We start from the raw sequence: 24840 nt of genomic DNA on the forward strand, positions 1-24840 counted from the left end.
GCCCAGGGTAAATACATCAATCAATTCTTAAACAACTTCTTCATCTTGTTAAAGAAACTGTCCTGCTCAGGATTAACTTTTTTTCCGCTGATTTCGCCAAACTCCTTCAGAAGTTCCTTCTGCTTGTCAGACAGCTTCTGCGGGGTCAGAACCTTAATGCGGACATGCTGGTCGCCAAAGGAGCCGGAATGTCTCAGAATAGGAATCCCCTTGCCACGAAGGCGCATAATAGTGCCGGACTGAGTACCCGCTGCCACCTTCATCTCAACCTTGCCATGAATGGTAGGCACCTCAATGGTGTCACCCAGGGCAGCCTGAACGAAGGAAATAGGTACTTCGCACATTACATCAGCCCCCTCTCTGGTAAAGAGCTCATGACGCTTAATGTAGATATATACATAAAGATCGCCATTGGCACCGCCGCGCTTGCCTGCCTGGCCGCCGCCAGCCACTCTGATGCGCTGTCCCTCATCTATACCAGCCGGGATATTAACCTTAATCTTACGCTGAACCTTTTTCTGGCCCTTGCCACCGCACTCCTTGCATGGAGTCTTTACAATCTTGCCAGTACCACTGCAACGTCCGCATGTGGAGGTGCTCATCATACGGCCCAACGGGGTGTTGCGGACAGTCTGAACCTGTCCGGTTCCATGACACTGTGGACAATCCTCAGGGGAGGTTCCCTCGGCGGCACCGGTGCCATGACACTTCTCGCAGTTTTCAGTGCGTGGAACATTAAGCTCCACTTCCTTACCAAATGCAGCTTCCTCAAAGGTAATCTCCAGGTCATAACGGAGGTCTGCCCCCTGCTCAGGACCTGGACGACGGGAACGGCCGCCAAAACCGCCGAAGCCGCCACCGCCACCAAAGAAGGTTTCAAATATATCTCCGAAGTCTCCTCCGCCGAAGCCTCCGAAACCGCCACCGAAGCCACCGGCTCCGCCGCCGGGACCTTCAAAGGCTGCATGGCCAAACTGGTCATACTGGGCCTTCTTCTGAGGATCCTTCAGAACATCATAGGCCTCGTTGATTTCCTTCATCTTGGTCTCTGCTTCTTCCTTGTTGTCGCGGTTACGGTCAGGATGATATTTTATAGCCATCTTGCGATATGCTTTTTTTATTTCAGCCTCGGAAGCACCCTTCTGGAGCCCCAGGACCTCATAATAATCTCGCTTTTCGCTCATATAATCCACCTTATCCTATCAAGTATGGGCTGCCGCCATAAGGCAGCAGCCCATATATACTACAATAATTTTATGCTTTATGCAATAGCTGCATTCCTGCCTTAAATTGAGTCGGGATTATTTATCTTCCTTAACCTCAGTGAAGTCTGCATCCACTACATTATCATCCTTTGGAGCCTGCTGGGCACCTGCACCGGACTGACCGCCCTGTGCCTGCTGAGCCTGCTGTGCAGCCTGGTATGCTGCAGCGCTGATTTCATAAAGTGGCTGCTGGAGCTCTTCAGTGGCCTTCTTGATAGCCTCGTTATCTGTGCCCTTCAGTGCTTCCTTAACCTTCTCTATGCCAGCCTTAACCTTTTCGATCTGAGCAGCATCAGCCTTATCGCCCATTTCTTTGACAACCTTCTCAGCCTGGTAAACCATGGAGTCAGCGTTGTTGCGGATCTCAATGTTTTCCTTCTGCTTCTTGTCCTCTGCTGCGTGAGCCTCAGCTTCCTTAACCATGCGGTCAATATCTTCCTTGCTCATGCCGCTGTCAGACTGAATGGTGATATTCTGGGACTTGCCAGTACCAAGATCCTTGGCGGATACGTGTACGATACCATTGGAGTCGATATCAAACTTAACCTCGATCTGAGGAATTCCACGAGGTGCAGGTGGAATGTCGGTGAGATTGAAGCGGCCCAGAGTCTTGTTGCCTGCTGCCATTTCACGCTCGCCCTGAAGTACATGAATCTCAACTGCTGGCTGGTTATCGGCTGCAGTGGAGAATACCTGACTCTTGGAAGTAGGAATGGTGGTGTTGCGCTCAATAATCTTGGTGCAAACGCCGCCCAAGGTTTCAATACCAAGGGAAAGTGGTGTTACGTCCAGAAGAACTACGCCCTTCTCATCATAATCACCGGAGAGAACGCCGCCCTGGATAGCAGCACCAACGGATACGCACTCATCAGGATTAATACCACGATGTGGCTCCTTGCCAAGATACTTTCTGATAGCCTCCTGAACTGCAGGAATACGGGAAGAACCACCAACCAGCAGAATCTTGTCAATATCGTTGCCAGTGAGGCCAGCATCTTCCATAGCCTTACGGGTTGGAACCATGGTACGCTCAACCAGATCAGCAGTCAGCTCATCAAACTTGGCACGGGTAAGGGTAAGATCAAGGTGCTTAGGGCCAGAAGCATCAGCAGTGATAAATGGCAGATTTATGTTGGTGGACATCATGCTGGACAGCTCAATCTTGGCCTTCTCAGCAGCCTCAATAACGCGCTGTGCACTCATCTTGTCTGCGGACAAATCAATGCCATTTTCCTTCTTGAACTCCTCAACAATCCAGTTCATAACAGCCTGGTCGAAGTCATCGCCCCCCAGATGGGTATCACCATTGGTAGCACGAACCTCAAACATACCGCCATCAATATCGAGGATAGATACATCGAAGGTACCACCACCAAGGTCGAACACCAGAACGGTGTGAGCATCTTCCTTATCAATACCATAGGCCAGTGCAGCAGCAGTAGGCTCGTTGATAATACGGAGAACCTCCAAGCCTGCGATCTGACCAGCATCCTTGGTAGCCTGACGCTGGCTGTCGTTGAAGTATGCTGGAACAGTGATTACTGCCTGGGAAACGGTCTCACCGAGATAAGCCTCTGCATCAGCCTTCAGCTTCTGAAGAACCATAGCAGAAATCTCTGGTGGAGTATAGCTCTTGTCATCAACAGTAACAGTGTAATTCTTCTCGCCCATGTGACGCTTAATGGAAGCGATGGTACGGTCCGGATTGGACACAGCCTGACGCTTTGCCAGCTGACCTACCAGACGCTCACCGGTCTTGGTGAAGCCAACAACAGATGGGGTAATACGGCTGCCCTCTGGGTTAGTGATAACTGTAGGCTCGCCGCCTTCCATAACAGATACAACAGAGTTAGTTGTTCCTAAGTCAATACCAATAATCTTAGACATTTTATATTTCCTCCTTAAAAGTAACAAACTATTTATTAAAACAAACCTTAGTTAGATACAACCTGAACCATGGAAGGGCGGATAACCTTTCCCTTCACCATGTAACCCTTCTGGAGCTCCATGGAAATTGTATCATCCTCCAGCTCAGGATTTTCCACACGCATAACTGCCTGATGGAAGTTTGGATCAAACTTGGCATCCTTGGTTTCAATCTTTTCCAGCCCCCGGTTCTTCAAAATTTCCATGAGCTGATTGAATATCATATCCACGCCCTGCTGGAATGCTGCGGCATCAGTAGCCTCAGCGGCCATGGCGCGTTCAAAGTTGTCAACCAAAGGCAAAAGCTCGGTAATGAAATTCTGCACCACCAAAGCTGACAGCTCTTCCTTTTCCTGACGGGTACGACGACGGAAGTTTTCAAAATCTGCCTGAAGCCGTTTGTATCTTTCCTCATCCTCAGCCAGCTTTTCCTTTAATTCCTCCAGCTCGTCCTTTTCCTCTGGAACATCCTCTACGACCTCAGTTGTAGCTTCAGCATCGGCAAGCTCCTCAGAAGATTCATCATGTTCATCAATCTCCCTCTGCATTTCCTCTAACTTTTCTTCATCCTTTTTCTTAAGCTTGTCTTTATCGAAAGGCATTCTGTTTTTTCACCTCTTTAGTATTCTACCAATTCAGCCTTTTTACGACTTCATTGAGATTTTGGTTCATATAATTTAGAAGGGACATTGTGCGTCCATATTCCATTCTGGTTGGGCCAAGAACTGCCAATGAGCCAAGCAATTCTCCATCCAGATGGTATGTTGCAGTAATAATACTGCAATCCTTAATGCCGCTGTATTCGTTTTCCTGTCCTATGGATACGGTAAGACCATCTCCCAAATGGGAACGAAGAATATCCTTCATGAGCTGATCCTCCTCCAGCATGAGCAGAATCTCCTTAACCTTATCCACATTGTGAAATTCCGGCTGTGTCATCAGCTCCGTGGTGCCCCCCAAATAGAGGCGCTCCTTGCGGTCTGAATCCAATGCCTTGCTAATGAGGTCAAAGGCTGAATCATAAAGGCCCTTATCGCCTATAGCGGATTCTATCTGCTTCAAGCTCTTGGTATGAATGGTTTCTAGTGTGTGACCAGATAAATGGCCATTGGCCACCTGAGCCATACGCTGAAAATCTTCAAAGGACGCGCCATCCGGCATTTCCATAATGCGGTTTTCCACAAAGCCCGCATCAGTCATCAATACCGCAATGACCCGGTGATCATCCAATGGAAGGAACTGCATACATTTAAAAGCTGCCTTTGAAATCTGTGGTGCCAACACCAGGGACACATTCTTGGTCATCTTGGAAATCAGCTTTGCCGTTTCCTGGAAAACCTGGTCTATGCGCTGAACCTTGGTCTTGTACCACTTATCAATGATAGCCTTTTCAGCATCAGTCATAGGCTTAACTGGCAGAAGAGAGTCTACATAAAGACGATAACCCTTGGAAGAAGGGATACGGCCTGATGATGTGTGAATATGTTCAAGATATCCCAGCATCTCAAGGTCTGCCATTTCATTTCTTATAGTTGCAGGACTTACGCCCAAATCATACTTACGGGCCAAGGTTCTTGATCCCACGGGCTCCGCTGATGATATATAATCCTGAATGACGGCCTGCAGTATATGCTGCTTTCTCTCATCAATCATAACAATCTCTCCTGTTGTTAGCACTCCATGTTGCTGAGTGCTAACTTCTATAAAGACTATAAACCTAAAGAACATAAAAGTCAATAAGTCAAGACAAAATATTTGACTTTTTGCTACTTAATCTTAGTGAATCAAATCTGAAAGATGAAGATGAGCTTTAGATTAAGTGTAAAGGCTGATGAAAACTCGTATGTTTTCATCTTGCTTATTTTTTTGCTTATTTTTTATTCCAAGATGAACTCCCCAAATACCACATTGCCGTATTTCATGCCCAATGGTGTAAGGAATATGGCACTCCCCGATTCTGCCAGCAGCTCCCTGGCAACCATTTTATCTATGGCCCCACCAAAGATTTCATGAATGTCTTTATCAAAGGTTTGCCTGAATTTTTTCTTATCAATGCCCTTGGTCATACGCAGGCCAAGAAAGCAGAATTCCTCCATGTGGGCTTTTTCGCTGACAAACTCCTCCATAATATTAAGGAATTTACCATCTGCTATTGCCTTAATATATTCCCCAATGTCCACAGGATTTTCATAGCGGTTCCCCTGCCAGTAGGAATGGGCTCCGGAGCCAAATCCAAGATAGGGAATATCCTGCCAATAAAGGGTATTATGGCGGCTATGATATTCCTCCTGGGCGTAGTTGGAAATTTCATAGCGGTTGAAGCCCTTGGTCGGCAGAAAGTCCACCAGATAATCGTACATTTCCTCCACAGCTTCATCGTCAGGCAGCTCCAGCCGTTTCATTTCCTGTTGCTTCGCCAGCACTGTCCCCTCCTCCAGCTGAAGGCCATAAATGGAAACATGCTGAACGCCCAGCTCCACAGCCTTATCCAATGACATCTTCAAAGTATCCAAGGTCTGACCCGGCAGACCATACATAAGGTCAATGCTGATATTTTGAAAACCGGAGCTTTGGGCCAGCTTCACCTTTTCCAGTGCCATATCACCTGTATGAACCCTACCGATGCACTTAAGGCATCCATCATCAAAGCTCTGCACGCCGATACTTATGCGATTTACACCATTATCCTTCATTAAATGGAGCTTTTCTTCATCTATAGTACATGGATTGACCTCCATGGTAAATTCCGCCGCCCCATACGCCTGCATATTGGCATGAATGCCTTCAAACAGCATTTCCATCTGGGAAAAATTCAAATGGCTGGGGGTACCGCCCCCAATATAAACAGTGTGGGGCATCAGTTTCCCATGTATGCCAAATCTCTCTGCCCCCAGCTCCATTTCGCGCCGTAGGCTGTGAAGATATTCATTTATATACTTCTCTCTCCCGGCAAAGGAGGGAAAATCGCAGTAAAAGCACTTCTGCTTACAAAAGGGAATATGAATATATACGCCATAATCTTTACTCATTTTTATCCACCAATAAACAAGCAAGATAAAAGCATACAGGCTTTCATCTTGCCCTTACACGAAATCTAAAGCTCATCTTCATCTTTCAGATTCGATTCACTAAGATTTCATAGTAAAAAGTGACTGTTACATTAACAGCCACAAAAAATATGAAACAGGGGGGAACTTTTTCACCTGCAAGAGCGGCGTCACCTGCCGAAGGCTCAGCATGGGCACTAAAGCAATTTAAGCCTCGATGTATGTGCGACTTTGTCGCTATTGAAGAAGCACTCCGCTTATTACATGCTGATTTGACAGAGCGATGAAGCTGAAAAAGTCCCCCCATATTCCTTTAGTCAATATTTAATATAGCCATAAATGCTTCCTGTGGCACCTCTACCCTGCCCACAGCCTTCATGCGCTTCTTTCCTTCCTTCTGCTTCTCCAGCAGCTTGCGCTTACGGGAAATATCGCCGCCATAGCACTTGGCCAAAACATCCTTGCGCAGGGCACGAACGTTTTCACGGGCAATAATCTTATTGCCGATTGCTGCCTGAATAGGAATCTCAAACATCTGCTGAGGGATAATGGTCTTCAGCTTGGCTGCCAGGGAACGGCCACGTGAGGCCGCATTGTCCATGTGAACAATGGTGGAAAGGGCATCCACAGCTTCACCATTCATAAGTATATCCAACTTGACCAGCTTCGCCGTCTGATAATCCGCCAGCTCATAATCCAAGGAAGCATAGCCTCTGGTGGAGGATTTCAGCTTATCAAAATAATCATAAATAATTTCGCTGAGAGGAATATGGTAGATTACCATAACACGGTTCACATCAAGATAGTCCATACTCTTGAACTCTCCCCGCTTGTTCTGGGAAATCTCCATAACGGCACCAACGAAATCCTTTGGCACAATAACCGTAGCCTTTACAAAAGGCTCCTCAATATGATCAATGGTGGTAGGATCAGGCAGGTCAGATGGATTATCCACCGTTACCATTTCCCCGTCAGTCTTAAATACGTGGTAAATAACACTTGGGGCAGTGGTAATAAGCTTCAGGTTGTACTCACGCTCCAGGCGCTCCTGGATAACATCCATGTGAAGAAGGCCCAAAAAGCCGCAGCGATAGCCAAAGCCAAGGGCAATGGAGGTTTCCGGCTCAAAAACCAGTGCCGCATCATTAAGCTGGAGCTTTTCCAAAGCATCCTTCAGATTATCGTAGTCCGCACTGTCCACCGGATAAAGACCACAATAAACCATTGGAGTAACACCACGATATCCCGGCAATGGCTCAGTTACGCCTCCTACAGCCAGGGTTACGGTATCGCCCACCCTCACATCACGGACCTGCTTAAGGGATCCTGCCAGATAGCCTACAGAGCCCGGGCCCATTTCCTGAAGCTCCGTGGTCTGGGGGCGGAAGCAGCCAATTTCCGTGGCTTCAAACACCTTGCCGGTGGCCATCATTTTCAGTCCCATGCCCTTTTTAAGGACGCCATCCATAATGCGAATATGGGCAATGGCCCCCTTGTAGGAATCGAAATAAGAGTCAAAAATAAGGGCACTGAGCGGCTTGTCCATCTCACCGGAAGGGGCTGGAATACGCTCCACAATGGCATCAAGTATTTCCTCAATGCCCTCGCCGGTCTTGGCGGAGGCCAAAATTGCCTCGGAGGCATCAAGGCCAATAACATCCTCTATCTCCTGCTTCACCCTGTCAGGATCAGCACTTGGCAAATCGATTTTGTTAATAACTGGAATAATTTCCAGATCATGCTCCAATGCCATATAAACATTGGCCAAGGTCTGGGCCTCAACCCCCTGGGCAGCATCCACGATCAGCAGTGCCCCCTCACAGGCCGCCAGACTGCGGGAAACCTCGTATGTAAAATCCACATGTCCTGGGGTATCAATAAGATTAAGGCAATACATTTCCCCATCCTTGCCCTTATAATCTATGCGTACAGTCTGGGCCTTGATGGTAATGCCGCGCTCCCTCTCCAAATCCATGTTGTCCAGTACCTGGTTTTCCATTTCACGCTTTGAAAGGGTACCGGTATATTCGATAAGACGGTCAGCAATAGTGGACTTGCCGTGGTCGATATGAGCTATAATTGAAAAATTACGAATTTTCTTTGTATCCATAATCTCTTCCCTTCGAGTTAAAAGTAAACACAAATAGTCAAATTATTATAACCCAGTTGTTCATATTTTTCCATATTAATATAAAAAAAACTCCTCTTGACAAAAAAATTATCAAAAATAAAATGTTGCATTTTTCATTTCGCCATGCTAGAATACATAGGTACTGAAATTTCAAGGGGGTGAACTAATTGCCAAACATTAAATCTTCTATTCTGAGTGTAAAGACTGACGCGAAGCGCCATGCTAAGAACCTGGCTGAGAAGTCTCGCGTAAGAACTGCTTCCCGCAAGGTTATGGACGCTGTTGAAGCTGGTAACGTTGAAGAAGCTAAGGCCCTCCTTGCACTTGCATGCAAGACTATCGACCAGGCTGCTGCAAATCATGTATATCACAAGAATTGTGCAAGCCGTAAGAAGTCCCGTTTAGCTCGCAAGGTTAACGCAATGGCATAATGATTCGCATGAAATAAAAGCCTGTCTCCGTTGGAGGCAGGCTTTATTACATTGCAAATTATTTATTATCGGTACAAAGACTTATGATTACCCCTTCCACCTCGGCGTTATCCAGGCGGCCTGTTTTGGCACCAAGATCACATTCCGCCAGCTGTAGGAATGCATTTTTAAGGGTCTCCTCGGAAAATCCCTGACATTCCCTTATTATCTTCTTTATGATGTATGGGTGGGACACACCAATGGCCTGTCCCAGGGCCCTGTCCCTAAGTCCCTTTTTCAGCATGGTTTTCGCCTGCCACATTTGACGGACGAAATGTACCAGCTGACCAATTATAGGTACTATATATACTCCCTGCTCCTGTTGCTTGTTAAACAGGTACAGGGCTTTTTTTATGTCATGATTGCTTATGGCATCATTCATGGCAAAGCCATAAACCTCCGGCATATCAGAAAAAACCTGAACCAGGGTATTACGGTCTATGAGCTTCTGCTCCGTTCCCATAAATAAGGAAAGCTTCTCCATTTCCTTATCCAAAAAGCCCAGAGGAATATTTTCCATCATGCCAACAATCTGCACAAAATAGGCGTGAGCCTCACCATCCATATTTTTATGAATCTCCTGAAGCTTACCCTGAAGCCAGTCATCAATATTGTACGCCTTTACCGCCTCAGCCTCCATAATATGGGCGTGCTTGGAAAACTCCTTATAAATTTTCTTCCGCCCGTCAGCCTTGCCCCTAAGCTCAAAAATAACAATGCTGAAATCAGGCATATTGGCAAAAAGCTCATACAGCCGTTCCTCCGTTGCCGCCCCCTTCTTGGCAAGGGATTTATCCTCCCCCTCCTTGTCCCCGCTTTTCTTAGCCTTAAACCAAAGGGCATCTTTCACAATAATCACATTCTTTGGCGAAAAAAACGGCACCGTTTCAACCATGGTCACAAAATCAATAATGGACAGACTGCTGCCTTCCACAATCTGCACGTCCTCAACATTGTGTCCCTGGGGAAACAAAGCTTTTAAAATTGCCTCCTCAGCCTTCTGTATATAATAGGACTCTTCGCCGGAAAGCAAATAAAGCCGGCTCATGTCTCCCTTTTTTAAGCGTGTCTTAAGTTCCCCAAAATTCATAAAATCACCTTTTTTATCCTCACTGTCTATTTATCATACACTATTTGCGTATTAACGCGCAATTTTTCCCCGTCGGTGTAAAAAACGACTGCCCCATTTTCATCAGTTCTAAGAATTTTACTGGCAGTACATTGTTCCAGCCTGTCCAAAATCTCCTTTTTGGGGTGTCCAAAGCTGTTACCATATCCCACGCTGATAATGCTCCACTGGGGCTTTACTGCCTTCAGAAAATTCTCCGAGCTGGAGGTGCTGCTTCCATGATGGCCCACCTTTAAGACCGTACTTTCCAAGGCCGTTCCCCTGCTGCACAATATGCTTTCATGCTCCAGAGATAAATCCCCGGTAAAGAGAAAGCTATGATTCCCGTAAGATACCCGTATAAGGTTGGAAAATTCATTTCCCGTGCTTCCCCCGGTTTTATTCTCCTCAGGAGCGTATAATATCTGGATCCGTACCCCATCAAGTGTCATTTCCTTTCCCTCCTTCAGAGTAACTAAAGGCTCTGTTTTCACCGCAGGATTTGCCCCCCCAAAGGTCTTTAAATAGGCCTCACGGCCTTCATGTCCTATCATAACTGCTCCCACGGGAATTTTTCCCAATATCCCCCCTACACCCTTGGCATGATCATCGTGGGCATGGGTAAGCATTATAAAATCCAGTTTTCTTACCCCATAATGGAGCAAATAGGGTATATCTACCCTGGCACCTATATCGTAGCCTCCCTGACGTGTGCCTCCCGTATCTACCATAAAAGCATGACCGTGGGGAGTTATAACCAGGGCAGCATCCCCCTGGCCCACATCAATAAAATGAACCTGCATTTCATTGGGCTTTATGGCATATAACATTACAATAGCAGCCATCATCAAAGCCGCCCCGCCCCATATTATATACCTGCCCTTATTGCTATTTTTTGTCTTAAGCCACAAACTAAGGATTTGATCCTTATAATAAAGCCGTGTTTTCTCAGGCATAATAACCGACAGCAGTAACAGATAATAAATTCCCCACATGGGAAGGCTGAAGGTTGGGATATAAATCTGGCTGCCCGGCAGCCTGGCTATAAGACGGGTCAGCTCATAGGCCAGTCCCAGCAGCATGGAGGATATAATAAAGATAAATTGCCCCAGTATCGGGAGAACCCCCACAATTACTCCTGCCAGCAGACTTATTACAATAATCAGTTCCACAATGGGCGCCACCACTAGGTTTGCCAGAAGGGAGCTTATGGATATTACATTAAAGTACCATGCCATAAAGGGCAAAACAGCCAGCTGGGCCCCCATGGTCACCCCCAGTGAATCTGCCACATATCGATGCATATATTTCCGCAAAAAGCTGCCTATTTTCGGCGATAAGTAAAGCAATCCCGCTGTAGCACCGAAGGAAAGCTGGAAGGATATATCAAAAAGGGACAGGGGCCATAGCAGCAAAATTCCCAAAGCCGTGAGGCTCAAAATGTGCTGGGCATCCTTTTCCCGCCCCAAAGAAAGGGCCAAAACTGTCAATACCCCCATTATGGCCGAACGGATAACCGGGGTGGTAAATCCCGCCAAAAGGCTGTACACAGCAATAATCAAGGTTGCCAATACTGAAGTAAGCCCCCCGGATAATCCCAACAGTCTACCAATAACATTGGCCGTACCTGCCATAAGGGTAATATGGGAACCGGATACTGAAAGTATATGAATCAATCCCGTTACCGTAAAGGCCTCCAGCAGCTCTGGCCTTATGCCTCCGTAGCCGCCAAAAAGCATGGCAAATATGGCCGCACTGTCCCCTTTTGGCATAACGCTGTCCATCTGGCTTCTATAAATATGGCGTATCCTTTCGGCTATCCGTGAAACCATATTTTTATCCTGGCTAGTAAGCTCAATGCTGTATTTCCCAGCCCGCATCTGACCGTGAATCCCCTGGGCATAATTGGCCATTACCGTATCCATGCGCCCCGGATTTTGATAATCATGGAGCTTCATCAGTTTCCCGCTTACTTTGATTTTATCCCCGGACCGGCCATATTTTTCTTCCTCATATTCTCTTTCATGCAATTTTCCCCTATGGTCATCAAAGGAATCATCATTTGCATAGAGGATAATTTTCCCTTGGGTGTCCAAGTTATTTCCGGAAGACAGTACCCGCTCACAGTTCACCAGATATTTAATATGACTTTTACCCTCATCATCAATACGTATTACAGGAGCATTCTCCAGTTCCCCCAAAACGGTAATCTCCTGCTCCCTCCATTGGCCAATGTCATTCCGGGCCATCTTCATGCCAGGCAAACAATTAAACTCCCGCCCCAAAATTATTCCCGCCACAAGCAGTACCAGCAGCAGATTCACCAGCAGCTTTGGCGACAGCCCATTATTAAACATATCCTTCCCCATTATTCTCCGCACCAAATATCACTAAACACTTTTAAATTGAAATTGTAGGTGCCATTTTCTCAAACTTTGCCTTCCCAATTCCTTTGATTTTCTTTAAGTCCTCAATGGCGGCAAAGGGCCCGTTTTGCGTTCTGTAGTCGATAATTCTTTGGGCAGTGGCCTTTCCCACCCCCGGAATTTTGGTCAGCTCCTCAAGGCCCGCTGTATTTATATTGATTTTTCCATCAGCTGATGCCGATGCCCCAGATATGGTTCCCCCCTGTCCCTCAGTATTTGGAACAGAATTATTAGTTCTCCCCTGAACCCGTATCTGCATTCCGTCCTTTATTCCCTCTGCCAGATTAATTGCTTCTGCATCAGCATTTGGAAGCAGTCCCCCACAGCTATTGATTGCATCCCCCACGCGGCTGTTGGGACTAAGCATCACCACTCCCGGATTATTCACCGCCCCGCAGACGTATACGGCATAATTATCTCCGCCATTTTCCATTATGGCCTTCTCAGCTGACTGGCCGCTGACAGCTCCAGATTCATGTGAATCATCACCTTCCAGTTGCCAGTAAGTGGCAACAACCGCAATTAACAGCATCACTCCCAGGGCTGCCAAAATTTTTCTAAGCATAATGTTTTTTCTCCCTTCTTTTTAAATTAAATTATATATCATTATTAAATATTTTCAATATCAATCCGTTTTTATTTACTATTTTTTTGCAACAAAATACTCCTGCACAATAAATGCAGGAGTATCACAGATTATTATTTATTATTTATCGGTTGTCTACCTTGTCCATAAAGGCCAAATCATGCTGCTGGAAACGGTGCCATGCCAGCTCCTCAAACTTTGTGCCGGGACGGCCATAATTGGTATAAGGGTCGATGGAAATCCCCCCCCTTGGCAGGAACTTGCCCCAAACCTCAATATATTTAGGGTCCATCAGCCTTATCAGGTCCTTTTTGATAATATTTACCACATCTTCGTGGAAATCACCATGATTGCGGAAGCTGAACAAATAAAGCTTCAGTGACTTGCTTTCCACCATCTTTATATCCGGCACATAAGAAATATAAATAGTGGCAAAATCCGGCTGGCCCGTAATGGGACAAAGGCTGGTAAACTCCGGACAGTTGAACTTAACCCAGTAATCATTATCCGGATGCTTGTTATCAAAGGTCTCCAGTACCCCTGGGTCATATTCAAAACCATATTTTGTATTCTGATTGCCCAACAGGGTAATCTCCGGCATTTCTTCCTTATCTCTTGGCATAAAAACTCCTAAAAACAATCCAATTCTTACTAAAATGCTTATTCTTCATCCACTGATTCGCCCTTAAAATATTTTAATTCAAAATTCTCCGGCGACTCAGGACGTCCAAACAGATAGCCCTGAATAGAATCCGCATGACAAATATCCCTGAGAAGAGTATATTCCTCCTCAGTCTCCACACCTTCAATGCAGCATTTAATATTGACACTATGGCACAAATCCACAGTAACTCCCACCAGACGGCGGTCAAAGTTATTGTCCTTTTCAGTAATATGAGTAACGAAGGCACGGTCAATCTTTACAATATCGCAGGACAGATTCTTAAGGTAAGCCAGGGACGAATATCCTGTACCGAAGTCATCCATGGCAATCCTGATGCCCAGCTTGCGGAAATCATCAAACTGGCGGTTAATATTGCTCCAGTCAGACACAATGGTGGATTCAGTAAGCTCCAAAACCACCAGCTCCGGTTTCATATCATAACGCTTCAGGCAGTCCACCACAAAATCCTTGAAGGAAGCATCCTTAATCTGCTCGTAAGAAAGATTAATGCTTACACTCATATCAGGATTAATCTTCTGCCATTCCTTGCACTGCTTAACGGCAGTTTCAAAAATCCAATGGCCCACAGGAATAATCATCTTGGTTTCTTCAAGAATACGGATAAACTCCATTGGTGAAACCATACGCCCCTTAGGATTGCGCCAGCGAAGCAGGGCCTCCGCACCTATAATTCTGTTCTCCTGGGCGCCGACCTGTGGCTGATAGAACAGTGAAAAGCCCTCACAGCCCCGTTCGATGCTGACCCTAAGGTCATCCCGCATACTCAGTGAGCGTATCCAGCGATTGTAATTTTCCTTGGAAAAAATACAGTTTTTGTTTTTGCCATCCTTCTTGGCCAAATCCAGGGCAGCCTCAGCATGCTTATGAAGCACAAGATAATCCTTTCCCGCTTGCGGGAACAGCACGGTACCACAGGAAATTGTGCAGAAAAACTGCTTACCATCAATATTATGAGGGCGGGCAAAGCTCCTCTGTATACTTCCGTAGATATCCTCCACCTTATCTGTGTCCACATCCTGTATAACCAGAGCGAATTCATCTCCGTCCATTTTATACAGCATAACCCCGGCCGGCAAAACATCAGAAATCATCTTTGCGGCCAGCTTAAGTACCTCATCACCGTAATGACGGTTATAGGTTTCATTGACGATTTTGAAATTGTCAATGCCGAGAACCATCAATGCCCCGCCGGTTCCATCCACGCGATACCGGTTCAAGGCTACCTTGACAGCATGTTCAAATTGATACTTGTTCAACAGACCCGTAAGCTCATCTGCATGATTGCGCTGGCCCAGCTTCTTGACACAGCCCATAAACAGGAACGGCTTATCAGTACGGGTATCAAAGGCATACTGCCCACGGCAGCGCACCCAGACATAGTCACCTTTTCTGTTCCTCACACGATACTCATAATCGTGACCAATATTGGCTTTTCTGGATTCCGGCATCTTCATTGATTCATAGAACCCTTCCAGATCATCGGGATGAATCAAAGGAATCCAATACTGGTCCATGTCATGGAAGCACTCGCTGGGAACCTCAAAATCATTTACCATATTTGCCGACACCATAACCATATTCTCATCAATGTCTGTGGCAAAATAGTAATCATCCGTGGTCCGCTGAATCATTTTGAAAAATAAGGATATTCTTCTCAGAACAGAGCCCTGTGGGATATTAGTACGCTTATTCATTTGTATCACTCATCTCCCAATCGTTGATACTGCATTCCTAAGTACAATGATATACAAATTCCTTTTTTAATTCAATATTTTTAGCCAAAAAAGAAGCACCCTGAATTACATTTTCCAAAGTAACCCAGGATGCTGTACATAATCAACTGTTCAAGTGTTACGCCTCAGCGGCTTCTCTGCTGGCGCGGCGTTTTCTCTGCAACAGCATAATTGCCACTAAGATAATCATACCAGGAATATCAGTTTCAACTCCCGGAATAATCATCAAAATACCGCCTATAAACAGAATTACTCTCTCAATAGGCTTGCTGTGATCGGCCAGATAGCCAATCATAGCGGAGCTTACACCAACCATTCCCAATATTGCCGTAACCGTTGAGAACACCAGGCCAAAGGCCGTGGCATCTATCATCAAAATCATCGGCGACATTACGAATATGTACGGTATAATAAAGGCGCCTATAGCCAGCTTCGACGCGTTTACACCCGTCATAAGGGGTTTACCGCCACTGATACCAGAAGCCGCATAGGCCGCCAGAGCAACCGGTGGCGTTACGTCCGCGATTATACCAAAATAGAATACAAACATGTGAGCCGCCAATACAGGCACACCCATCTGAACCAGAGCCGGAGCTGCGATGGTGGAGGTAATTACATAGTTTGCTGTGGTAGGAACACCCATGCCCAAGATAATAGAAGTTATCATTGTAAAGAACATGGTAAGCAGCAAATTGCCTCCGGACAATGCCAGCAAACCGGAAGCCAGCTTCAAACCAATACCAGTCTTGGTTACCACGCCGATAATAATACCGGCGGAAGCACAGGCAATAACTACGCCCAAAACATTACGGGCACCAGCCTCCAGGCCCTTGATAATTTCAATTGGCTTCATGCGGGTGGATTTTCTCATTGCAGAAGCAACAATGGAAAGCACGATGGCTACCAGTGCTGCACGCATTGGCGTATAACCGGTTACCAGCAAATAAACGATAACTACCAATGGAATTGCCAAATGTCCGCGTTCCTTAAAGATAACCCACGCCTTTGGCAGCTGATCCCGCGGAACGCCCTTCAAATCGTTGCGCTTGGCCTCCAGATGAACACCCAGCCATAAACCAGTAAAATACAAAATAGCCGGAATTACTGCAGCTGCTACGATATCGATATAAGGCACACCTACAAACTCCGCCATAAGGAAGGCTGCTGCGCCCATTACAGGAGGCATCAGCTGACCACCGGTGGATGAGGCTGCCTCAACGGCTCCCGCAAACTCCTTGCGATAGCCCAATTTTTTCATCATTGGAATGGTAAAACTACCAGTACCGGCAACGTTTGCAACGGAGCTTCCCGAAACAGTACCCATAAGAGCACTGGAAAGAACTGCTACCTTCGCCGGACCACCGCTGGCCCAACCAGCAATTGCATTGGCAATATCGATAAAGAATTTGCCAAGGCCGGTGGATTCCAAATAGGCACCAAACAAAATAAACAGGAATATGAAGGTGGATGATACTCCCAACGGAATACCAAAAATACCCTCCGTAGTGAAGTACAAATGACCTACCAGCTGTTCAATGGACAATCCTCTGTGAGCAAGAACACCAGGCATATAAGGTCCCGCAAATGCGTAAGTTAAAAATACCAAAACAACTACAACCATCGGGATACCAACCACGCGGCGGGTGGCCTCTACCACCAGCAGCAGGCCCAAAACACCGATTACCATATCTGTAGGTGTTACCATACCGGCACGCATGGCCAGCTCACGGTACATAATGCAGATATAGGCAGGTGCCGCGGCACCCAGGATTGACAGCAGTACATCCAAAGGATGCACCTTGGTCCTGGACCAGGATTTTCTTGTAGGATAAAGCAAATATGACAGCGCCAAGGCGAAGCCTAAATGTACAGCTCTCTGGAGCTGGGCATCCAGTACGCCAAAGATAGCGGTATATAACTGGAATACTGAAAACGTAATTGCAATGGCCGAAACAATTTTGGCCATAACCCCCGTATACAGCATAGTATCTGACTCTTTATCGTACTTTTTCAGCACTTCGGCGGCCAGTTCTTTTTCATCTTTTTCTTCTGCCATAGCTGTATAGTCCCTCCTTCTTACCGTTACCTTAAAAAGGTCTTGTATCTGGGCACGATAATAATATCTATTTTTTGACCAGGCTCAAACATTTCATAAAGCTCAAATTTCTGATCATCAACCGTAACCGTCAGCTTGGTTCCTACTCCAGTACGTAGGTTCAATTCATTGAAGTGACGGTTCATATCATCCATAATAAAGGCATTTCCTTCCTGACGGAAATTGCCGTCTGACTCCATAAAAGGCAATCCAACACCAAAAGAATGATATTTGGTGGAATTCAGTACAAAGCCCTTTAGCTTCTCATCTGGGGTGAGAAACTCCTCCACTAAGGTCTTCTGCACCGAGTGTATAAAGCTTATTTCCAGTTTGGTTTCTGGCGTGACCTCCATGGTCACAACTTTTTGTGTTTCATTACCATATATGCCAAGCATTGGCCTGCTGAGCCACCAGCCGGTGCTCAACAAGACCAACGCCAGCACACATAATACACTTTTTTTGCTTATCATTTTAAAAAAGGGGAGCTGAAAGAATAGCTTCTATAACAGCTCCCATAGCTTTCATATTCTCTTATTCTTTAAAGAACTTTTCAGCACCGGCATTCATAGGAATTGGCATACCCTTAACTGCGCCTTCCTTGCTGATTGCCTTTGCTGCGGCATGTGCTGCCTGGATGCGGTCAAGGTGAGTAAAGAGAGCCTTGGTAACTTCATAACCAAGAGCGTCATCAACCTTGTCGGAGCATACCAGCATAGCCATAACGGAAATAGCCTCTACAGGCTCAGTCATGCCATAAGTACCTGCAGGAATAGTAACCTTGGTGTAGAATGGATACTTGGCAATCAAAGCATCAGCCTTTGCAGCCTCTACAGGAAGCAGACGAACCTTGTTCTGGGAAGCGATATCCTGTACTGCAGCGGTAGGATAACCAGCGGTGAGGAATGCAGCATCAACGTTGCCGTCCTTTAATGCACTTGCTGCCTCACTGAAGGAAAGGAACTGCTCATCAATATCATCATAGGAAATACCATAAGCGGCCAAAATCTGACGTGCATTAGCCTCGGCACCACTACCCATAGCACCAACAGCTACGCGCTTGCCCTTCAAATCAGCAATAGACTTGATGCCCTTACCATCAAGTGTTACAATCTGGCAGGTCTCAGGATACAGAGTAGCAATACCCTTAATATTCTCTACCTTCTTGCCTTCGAACATCTCTGTGCCATTAGCAGCATAGTAGGTGATATCGTTCTGAACAATTGCCAGATCCACCTGACCTTCTTTAAGCATGTTGATGTTTGCTACAGTTGCACCAGTACTCTGAGCACTTGCGTTCATGCCCTTAATCTCGTTGTTCAGAATTTCAGACATTGCGCCACCGATTGGATAATAGGTACCAGCAGTACCACCAGTAGCGATGTTCAGGAATTTCTTGCCGCCATCACCACTGCCACAACCAGCAACCAGTGCAATTATGGTCACCAGCATGACGCTCAACAGAGAAAGTTTGCCAAACAGTTTCATTTCTTATTCCTCCTTATACATTTACACCTCAAAACCCCTTAAAAAGTTTTGGTATACAACAAATAATATTATATCATAATATTATTTTATTGTCATAGTAAGTATAACAAAAATGTTAAGTTATAATGTATACCCGGAAATAACCAACACATAGGTCAATTTTATCGTTCAATCAACCCACTACACAGATCCTTCACTACCTCACTGGCTACGATAAGGCCGGCAACTGAAGGAACAAACGACACGCTGCCTGGAACAGCCTTCTGGGATGCACCATTGGAAGCATCGTCTGTCTCCCCAGACGTTCTCTTGGGCTTAATGGGCTCTTCCTTGGAATAAACCACCTTAAGCTTCTTTACTCCCAGCTTTTTCAGCTTCTGACGCATCACTCTTGCCAATGGACACACGCTGGTTTTATAGATATCTGAAACCTCAAATTCCGTCGGATTCAGCTTGTTTCCAGCACCCATGCTGCTGATAATGGGAACTCCCATCTTATCAGCCTGCACTGCCAAATCAATCTTGGCCGTTACTGTGTCTATGGCATCCACAATGTAATCAATCTTCCCCTTGAAGAATTTATCCCGATTATCCGGCAGATAAAAATCTTCAATTGTTTCTACCACCGCCTTTGGATTAATCTCCTTTATGCGCTCAGCCATAAGCCTGGTCTTAAACAGCCCCACCGTACTTGTAAGGGCATGAAGCTGTCTGTTAATGTTGCTTACGCTGACTACATCATTATCAATAAGCAAAAAATGCCCGATACCGCATCTGGCCAAGGCTTCAACGGTATATGAACCAACACCACCAACACCAAAAATAACTACACGGCTACCGGACATCTTCGTCAAAGCTGCTTCCCCCAGAAGCAGCTCTGTTCTTCCAAAACGACTTTCCATAAATATATTATTCTTTCACATCTTCTGTACTGCTTGTATTAACACTGACACCGCCCATGTGAGCAGGACGCTTCATAAAGCCAATGAGCTCAGGACCATCAGTGTTTGGCGTATTGCCCTCGGCATCTGGCTGTGGCTCAGGCTTCTTGTCCACATAAAGTGGCGGAATAGGCTTAGTCTTTTCCACCTTGCCAAACTGGATAGGCTTTACAATACTGTTCTTTTCAGCCAGTACCTCCGAATCAAAATTAGTGGCAATAACAGTTGCCCTGACATTATCCCCCATGGTATCATCCACCACCAGGCCAATGATATTCTCCACATCAGGATGAGTATTGTCATAAAGGAATTCGTTAGCTTCCCTTACATCATGAAGAGGCAGGGCACTGCTGCCAGTGAGATTAACAATCAGCCCCCGGGCTCCCTTGATGGAAGTCTCAATAAGCGGAGAGCTGATAGCCGTCTGAACGGCCTCCAGGGCATTGGCACCTTCACCCATACCCATTACGGCATCACAGTTCTCACCACTCTTGAAAATAGTAGTAACATCTGCAAAATCAACATTAATAACGCCTGTGGTCTGAATCATCTCAACAATGCTGCTGATGGACTGGCGCAGTACGTCATCCACCATGCTGAAGGACTCACCCACAGACTTCTGTCTGAACTCCGGCAAACGCTGAATATTATCGTTTTTAACCTCAACAAGGGCATCCATGTGCTCCCGCAAAAGCTTTACGCCGTCACGGGCTACTTCCATCTTCCGGCTGCCCTCATGGGAAAATGGCAAAGTAACCATACCTACAGTAAGGATTCCCATATCGTGTGCAATCTTGGCAACTACAGGTGCAGCACCAGTTCCAACGCCCTTGCCCATACCCGCAGTAATAAATACCAAATCAGCCCCCTGAATGGCATCAGCAATCTGCTCTGCATCAGAAATAGCTGCTGACTGTCCCTTTTCAGGATCGCCACCGGTTCCACGTCCTCTGGTTAAATTTGCCCCTATAAGAACTGCAGGGATACCAGCTGAATCCAAAATTCTCAGCTGACGAACATCAGTATTTATAGCCACAAGCTGACTCTTGTCCATACCATCCTCGGCCAGACGAGCCAGTACATTGTTGCCGCCGCCACCAACACCAACGATTTTTATAGTAACAACTGCACCTCTTATTGAAGAATTAGATTCAGTCATACTTGCAATCCTCCCCATAGTGTAAAAGAATCCCATATTTCTTCTATACTATTCTATATTTTAAACGAATGATTTCTAAGAATAACGCTTCCCTGGGTAATCAGCATGCCCATAAGCATCATCATACAGCCAAATACCTCCATATGACTCATCTGCTCATTAAGGATAAACCAGCCCCCCACGGCGCCAAATACTGATTCCAGGCTCATTATAATAGCAGCATGAGCCGGTTCTGCGTATTTCTGCCCCACAATCTGTAAGGTGAAGGCTATTCCGGAAGACATAACCCCGGCAAATACTATTGGAAACCAGGCATTCAGCACATCCCGCCATACCACATTCTCCACGGCAAAGGCTGTTATGCCATTTAACACCATACATACCAATAACTGGGATGCAGATATATCTATGTTATCTCTTTTATCTGCAAAACGGTCAATATACATAATGTGAAATGACCAAAATATGGAACAGATAAAAGCTAAAACATCTCCATAATTTAAATCAAAAGCTCCCTTTATGGACAGGCAATACAAGCCCACCAATGCGGCCAGGGCACCTATCCAGTTTTCCAGCTTCAGTATCTTGCCTACTATCACTGAAATAATGGGAACAAATATTATATATAAACAGGTAATAAATGCCGTTTTCCCTGCGGTGGTGTATTGCAAAGCACACTGTTGAAAGGCTGATGCAACAAACATCAGCACCCCGGCGCCCATACCAGCCTTCCAGCCGGAATAATACTCACCGTTTTCCTTGGCATCCCTACGTTTTCCTTTAAAGCCATACCAAATAATTAATATAGCCATAAAGCCAACCACATATCGGGCAAAACCATAGGTAAAGGGGCCAATATTGTCCATTCCTACCAGCTGGGCCACAAAGGTAATACCCCAAATAAAGGCTGCCAGCAACAGACAAATACTTCCTCTCAGCTTCAAATGCTACCCCTCCCGACTACTTCATTATAGCATATTTTGTAAACAAAAACGAATATTTTCACAATTTCAAATCATCTATTTGCTAATTTTTTTAGCCATTTTCCTGCCTTATTTCACTCACCCTGTAAATTTCTATTTTAAATGATGGACCATTTTACCATTTTCCTGTTATCAAAAGAAAAACTGCGGATAAATGACATCAGATGTACACCTCCGCAGCCTCAGGTTATATATCATTATGTGTGAAACCCGATCAGTTATCTAATTTTTTTGTATCTCTTGCTTCGTCAACTTTTTCCTGAAGCTCCTCCAAAGGAGTTCCCAGAGATGCCTCCAGGGCAACCACAACGCCACCCTCAACAACAGGACCGTCAAGCATAAGAATCTTGCGGCCTTCCATTGCCTCAATAACCATTTCAGTTGTCATTACAGCACTGCCCATATCCATGAGAACAGCAACGCCATCATCAGAGTAAACTTCCTCTACAGCATTGTAAATCTTCTCAAAGCTGGTACCGGGAGAACCATCATCAAGGCCACCTGCTGCAACAATTTTTGCGTCAGACGCCATCAGCTTTGCCAATTCAACAACCCCCTCAGCCAAGGTTTGGCTATGGGACACGATAACTACACCAACCATATTCAAATCTCCTTAAATAGAAAAGCCAGACTAAGAGGCTCCCCCCTAAGCCTGGCTTTTGAATAACTTAATTATCAGATGTTTGCCAACAGGGTCTCCAGCATATAGAATGCGGAAGTCGCACCAGGATCCTGATGACCAATACTGCGGTCACCAATATAGCTTGCACGTCCCTTAGTAGCCTTGATGGTCTTGGTATACTCCACGCCATCTTCAGCCGCCTTAACAGCTTTGGCCAAAGCATCCTTCATATCCTCACCGGCCTCGATACCTGCCTTTAAAGCATCATAAGCAGGGCACAAAGCATCCAGCATGGTCTTCTCACCAGTGGTAGCCTTACCGCGCATCTGAATACCGCCAATGGCTGCTTCCATAGCATCAACAAGGTCCTTGCCATCCATCTCGTTCTTGCCAGCCAGCTTGGCACCAGCCTTCATAAAAGCAGTACCATAAAGAGGACCGGCAGAACCACCAACAGTGGATACCAAAGTCATACCAGTGGTCTTAAGAATACTCCCGATATCCTTGCCAGCAAGGCCATCCAGCTTCGCTACAACGGCTCCAAAGCCCTTGGCCATGTTTACTCCATGGTCACCATCAGCAATCTCGTTGTCAAGCTCGGTGAGATAATCCTTTTCTTCATCAATCTTGGCAGCAATAGCCTTCAAGATGTCAATCATCTGTGAATTAGTAATCGTTTTAAACAGCTCCCCTCAGGAAATTAGCGCTTCAGAGCTGGAGTATCTGCCTTTGCATCATACAAGGACTTAAGTTCATTATCCAGACGAAGCAAAGTAATGGAGAAACCAGCCATCTCAATGGAGGTCATGTAGTTTCCTACCATGGTGTCATAAATCTTAACACCCTTCTTGTCCAGATAATCATGAACGAAATTATTAACAATGTACAGCTCCATAAGAGGAGTACCACCCATACCGTTAACAATAACTGCTACTTCCTTGCCTACAAAGTCAATATCATCGGTAATCTTGGTGAGCAGCTCCTCTGCAATTGCATTGGCAGGCTTCAGAGCCTCACGGGAAGTACCTGGCTCACCATGGATACCAATACCGATTTCCATTTCATTGTCAGCCAGCTCAAAACCAGGCTTGCCAGCAGCAGGCATAGTGCAGGCAGTAATAGCCATACCCATGGTACGTACATTAGCGATTACCTTCTCAGCAACAGCCTTTACCTCTTCCAGGCTTGCACCCTTTTCAGCCATTGCACCGGCAATCTTGTGTACCAGAATAGTACCAGCTACACCACGGCGGCCAGTAGTGTAAAGGGAATCCTTAACAGCTACGTCATCATTAACTACTACATAATCAGCCTTGATGCCCTCATCCTTGGCCATATCGATAGCCATCTCAAAGTTCATGATATCACCGGTGTAGTTCTTAACGATACAAAGAACGCCCTTGTCAGTTGCTACAGCCTTGATTGCCTCATAAATCTGGTCTGGAGTAGGAGATGTAAATACTGCACCAGCTACTGCGCCATCCAGCATGCCTTCCCCGACATAGCCACCATGTGCAGGCTCATGACCGCTGCCGCCACCGGAAACCAGAGCAACCTTGCCCTCTTTCTTGTTGGCTCTTACTACAACAGTACCGCAATCCAATTTGCGGAGCTTGTCTGGTGCAGATTTTACCAAGCCAAGAATCATTTCTTCTTCAACATTTACGACTTCGTTAATAAGCTTCTTCACAAAAATCCCTCCTGAAAAGTTAATAAATACTAATACCCCTGTTTAATAAAAGCATCCCCACCCATGAAGTCACAAGTGGGGATGTTTAATTGACCTAACCTAGCAAAATGCTATCAGATAATACCAAGAGCGCTGGATACAACATAAGCTGCAACACCACCGCAGAGTGGAGCAACTACTGGAACCCAAGCATAACCCCAGTTACCGTCACCCTTGTCAGGGATTGGAAGAATTGCATGAGCAATTCTTGGACCAAGGTCACGAGCTGCGTTCATTGCATAACCAGTGCAGCCGCCAAGGGAAAGACCAAGAGCCCAGATCAAGCAACCTACGAGATAAGGGCCAAAGCCAGGAGCAAGGCCGATGGAGCCCTGAACACCCTTGGAGAAGATGCACCAAATACCGAACATCAGGAAGAAGGTAGCGATAAACTCGCCGAGGAAACCAGTCATCTGGTTACCGCAAGCATTTGCAGTGGAGAATACACC

22 protein-coding genes are annotated in these 24840 nt (G+C 45.9%); 1 reads left to right on the plus strand and 21 read right to left on the minus strand.

Going from position 1 to position 24840, the window contains the following annotated elements; all coding sequences use genetic code 11:
* Window positions 1-20: 20 nt before the first annotated feature.
* The 6 genes from dnaJ to lepA all read right to left on the minus strand — a co-directional run bounded on the left by dnaJ (window position 21) and on the right by lepA (window position 8348).
* Window positions 21-1184 (minus strand): molecular chaperone DnaJ, encoded by a 1164-nt coding sequence (gene dnaJ / locus T525_RS0101925; protein ID WP_027405793.1) that lies wholly within the window; start codon window positions 1182-1184, stop codon window positions 21-23.
* 117 nt (window positions 1185-1301) lie between these two features.
* A complete protein-coding gene (gene dnaK / locus T525_RS0101930) occupies window positions 1302-3152 on the minus strand; it encodes a molecular chaperone DnaK (protein ID WP_027405794.1) in 1851 nt (616 codons plus the stop codon).
* A 47-nt stretch (window positions 3153-3199) separates the two neighbouring features.
* The gene (gene grpE / locus T525_RS0101935; RefSeq protein ID WP_027405795.1) at window positions 3200-3793 is read right to left on the minus strand and encodes a nucleotide exchange factor GrpE; all 594 of its coding nucleotides are present in this window, start codon (window positions 3791-3793) and stop codon (window positions 3200-3202) included.
* A gap of 25 nt (window positions 3794-3818) precedes the next feature.
* Window positions 3819-4844, minus strand: coding sequence for a heat-inducible transcriptional repressor HrcA (gene hrcA / locus T525_RS0101940; protein ID WP_027397284.1), 1026 nt, complete (start codon window positions 4842-4844; stop codon window positions 3819-3821).
* Between the two features lie 224 nt (window positions 4845-5068).
* Window positions 5069-6220 carry a radical SAM family heme chaperone HemW gene (gene hemW, locus T525_RS0101945; protein ID WP_027405796.1) on the minus strand — a complete coding sequence of 384 codons (1152 nt, stop codon included), beginning with the start codon at window positions 6218-6220 and terminating at the stop codon, window positions 5069-5071.
* 331 nt (window positions 6221-6551) lie between these two features.
* The gene (lepA, locus tag T525_RS0101950) at window positions 6552-8348 is read right to left on the minus strand and encodes a translation elongation factor 4 (RefSeq protein WP_027405797.1); all 1797 of its coding nucleotides are present in this window, start codon (window positions 8346-8348) and stop codon (window positions 6552-6554) included.
* A gap of 188 nt (window positions 8349-8536) precedes the next feature.
* Between lepA and rpsT the strand changes: the two genes are divergently transcribed.
* The gene (rpsT, locus tag T525_RS0101955; RefSeq protein WP_027397281.1) at window positions 8537-8800 is read left to right on the plus strand and encodes a 30S ribosomal protein S20; all 264 of its coding nucleotides are present in this window, start codon (window positions 8537-8539) and stop codon (window positions 8798-8800) included.
* 58 nt (window positions 8801-8858) lie between these two features.
* On the opposite strand, the gene holA is transcribed toward rpsT, so the two are convergent.
* The 15 genes from holA to T525_RS0102030 form a co-directional block, all read right to left on the minus strand.
* Window positions 8859-9929: a DNA polymerase III subunit delta gene (gene holA, locus T525_RS0101960; protein WP_027405798.1), complete on the minus strand. Its 1071-nt coding sequence runs from the start codon at window positions 9927-9929 to the stop codon at window positions 8859-8861.
* A gap of 26 nt (window positions 9930-9955) precedes the next feature.
* The gene (locus T525_RS13895) at window positions 9956-12304 is read right to left on the minus strand and encodes a DNA internalization-related competence protein ComEC/Rec2 (protein WP_232219172.1); all 2349 of its coding nucleotides are present in this window, start codon (window positions 12302-12304) and stop codon (window positions 9956-9958) included.
* Window positions 12305-12347: 43 nt separating this feature from the next.
* The gene (locus T525_RS0101970; protein WP_037324786.1) at window positions 12348-12938 is read right to left on the minus strand and encodes a ComEA family DNA-binding protein; all 591 of its coding nucleotides are present in this window, start codon (window positions 12936-12938) and stop codon (window positions 12348-12350) included.
* A gap of 145 nt (window positions 12939-13083) precedes the next feature.
* Window positions 13084-13581 carry a preQ(1) synthase gene (queF, locus tag T525_RS0101975; protein ID WP_027405800.1) on the minus strand — a complete coding sequence of 166 codons (498 nt, stop codon included), beginning with the start codon at window positions 13579-13581 and terminating at the stop codon, window positions 13084-13086.
* Window positions 13582-13619: 38 nt separating this feature from the next.
* Complete coding sequence (locus T525_RS0101980; RefSeq protein WP_027405801.1) at window positions 13620-15338, minus strand: GGDEF and EAL domain-containing protein; 1719 nt, start codon at window positions 15336-15338, stop codon at window positions 13620-13622.
* Window positions 15339-15495: 157 nt separating this feature from the next.
* Window positions 15496-17433 carry a TRAP transporter permease gene (locus T525_RS0101985; protein ID WP_051533331.1) on the minus strand — a complete coding sequence of 646 codons (1938 nt, stop codon included), beginning with the start codon at window positions 17431-17433 and terminating at the stop codon, window positions 15496-15498.
* 26 nt (window positions 17434-17459) lie between these two features.
* Entirely contained in the window at window positions 17460-17867 is a 408-nt protein-coding gene (locus tag T525_RS0101990; RefSeq protein WP_051533332.1) for a DUF1850 domain-containing protein, read from the minus strand.
* Between the two features lie 136 nt (window positions 17868-18003).
* Window positions 18004-18957, minus strand: coding sequence for a TAXI family TRAP transporter solute-binding subunit (locus T525_RS0101995; protein WP_051533333.1), 954 nt, complete (start codon window positions 18955-18957; stop codon window positions 18004-18006).
* 161 nt (window positions 18958-19118) lie between these two features.
* Window positions 19119-19859 carry a ThiF family adenylyltransferase gene (locus tag T525_RS0102000; protein WP_027405805.1) on the minus strand — a complete coding sequence of 247 codons (741 nt, stop codon included), beginning with the start codon at window positions 19857-19859 and terminating at the stop codon, window positions 19119-19121.
* Window positions 19860-19866: 7 nt separating this feature from the next.
* Entirely contained in the window at window positions 19867-21057 is a 1191-nt protein-coding gene (gene ftsZ / locus T525_RS13900) for a cell division protein FtsZ (protein WP_051533334.1), read from the minus strand.
* A gap of 53 nt (window positions 21058-21110) precedes the next feature.
* Window positions 21111-22001 carry a DMT family transporter gene (locus T525_RS0102010; protein WP_027405806.1) on the minus strand — a complete coding sequence of 297 codons (891 nt, stop codon included), beginning with the start codon at window positions 21999-22001 and terminating at the stop codon, window positions 21111-21113.
* A 253-nt stretch (window positions 22002-22254) separates the two neighbouring features.
* Window positions 22255-22641 carry a dihydroxyacetone kinase phosphoryl donor subunit DhaM gene (gene dhaM, locus T525_RS0102015; protein WP_027405807.1) on the minus strand — a complete coding sequence of 129 codons (387 nt, stop codon included), beginning with the start codon at window positions 22639-22641 and terminating at the stop codon, window positions 22255-22257.
* Between the two features lie 74 nt (window positions 22642-22715).
* On the minus strand, window positions 22716-23321 hold the full coding sequence (gene dhaL, locus T525_RS0102020; RefSeq protein ID WP_037324788.1) for a dihydroxyacetone kinase subunit DhaL: 606 nt from the start codon (window positions 23319-23321) through the stop codon (window positions 22716-22718).
* A 41-nt stretch (window positions 23322-23362) separates the two neighbouring features.
* Window positions 23363-24352: a dihydroxyacetone kinase subunit DhaK gene (dhaK, locus tag T525_RS0102025; protein WP_027405809.1), complete on the minus strand. Its 990-nt coding sequence runs from the start codon at window positions 24350-24352 to the stop codon at window positions 23363-23365.
* A gap of 113 nt (window positions 24353-24465) precedes the next feature.
* Window positions 24466-24840, minus strand: a 375-nt coding sequence (locus T525_RS0102030; RefSeq protein WP_027405810.1) for an MIP/aquaporin family protein, incomplete at its 5' end; no start/stop codon positions are given.

Source organism: Anaerovibrio sp. RM50 (genome assembly GCF_000622005.1).
Classification (GTDB): domain Bacteria; phylum Bacillota; class Negativicutes; order Selenomonadales; family Selenomonadaceae; genus Anaerovibrio.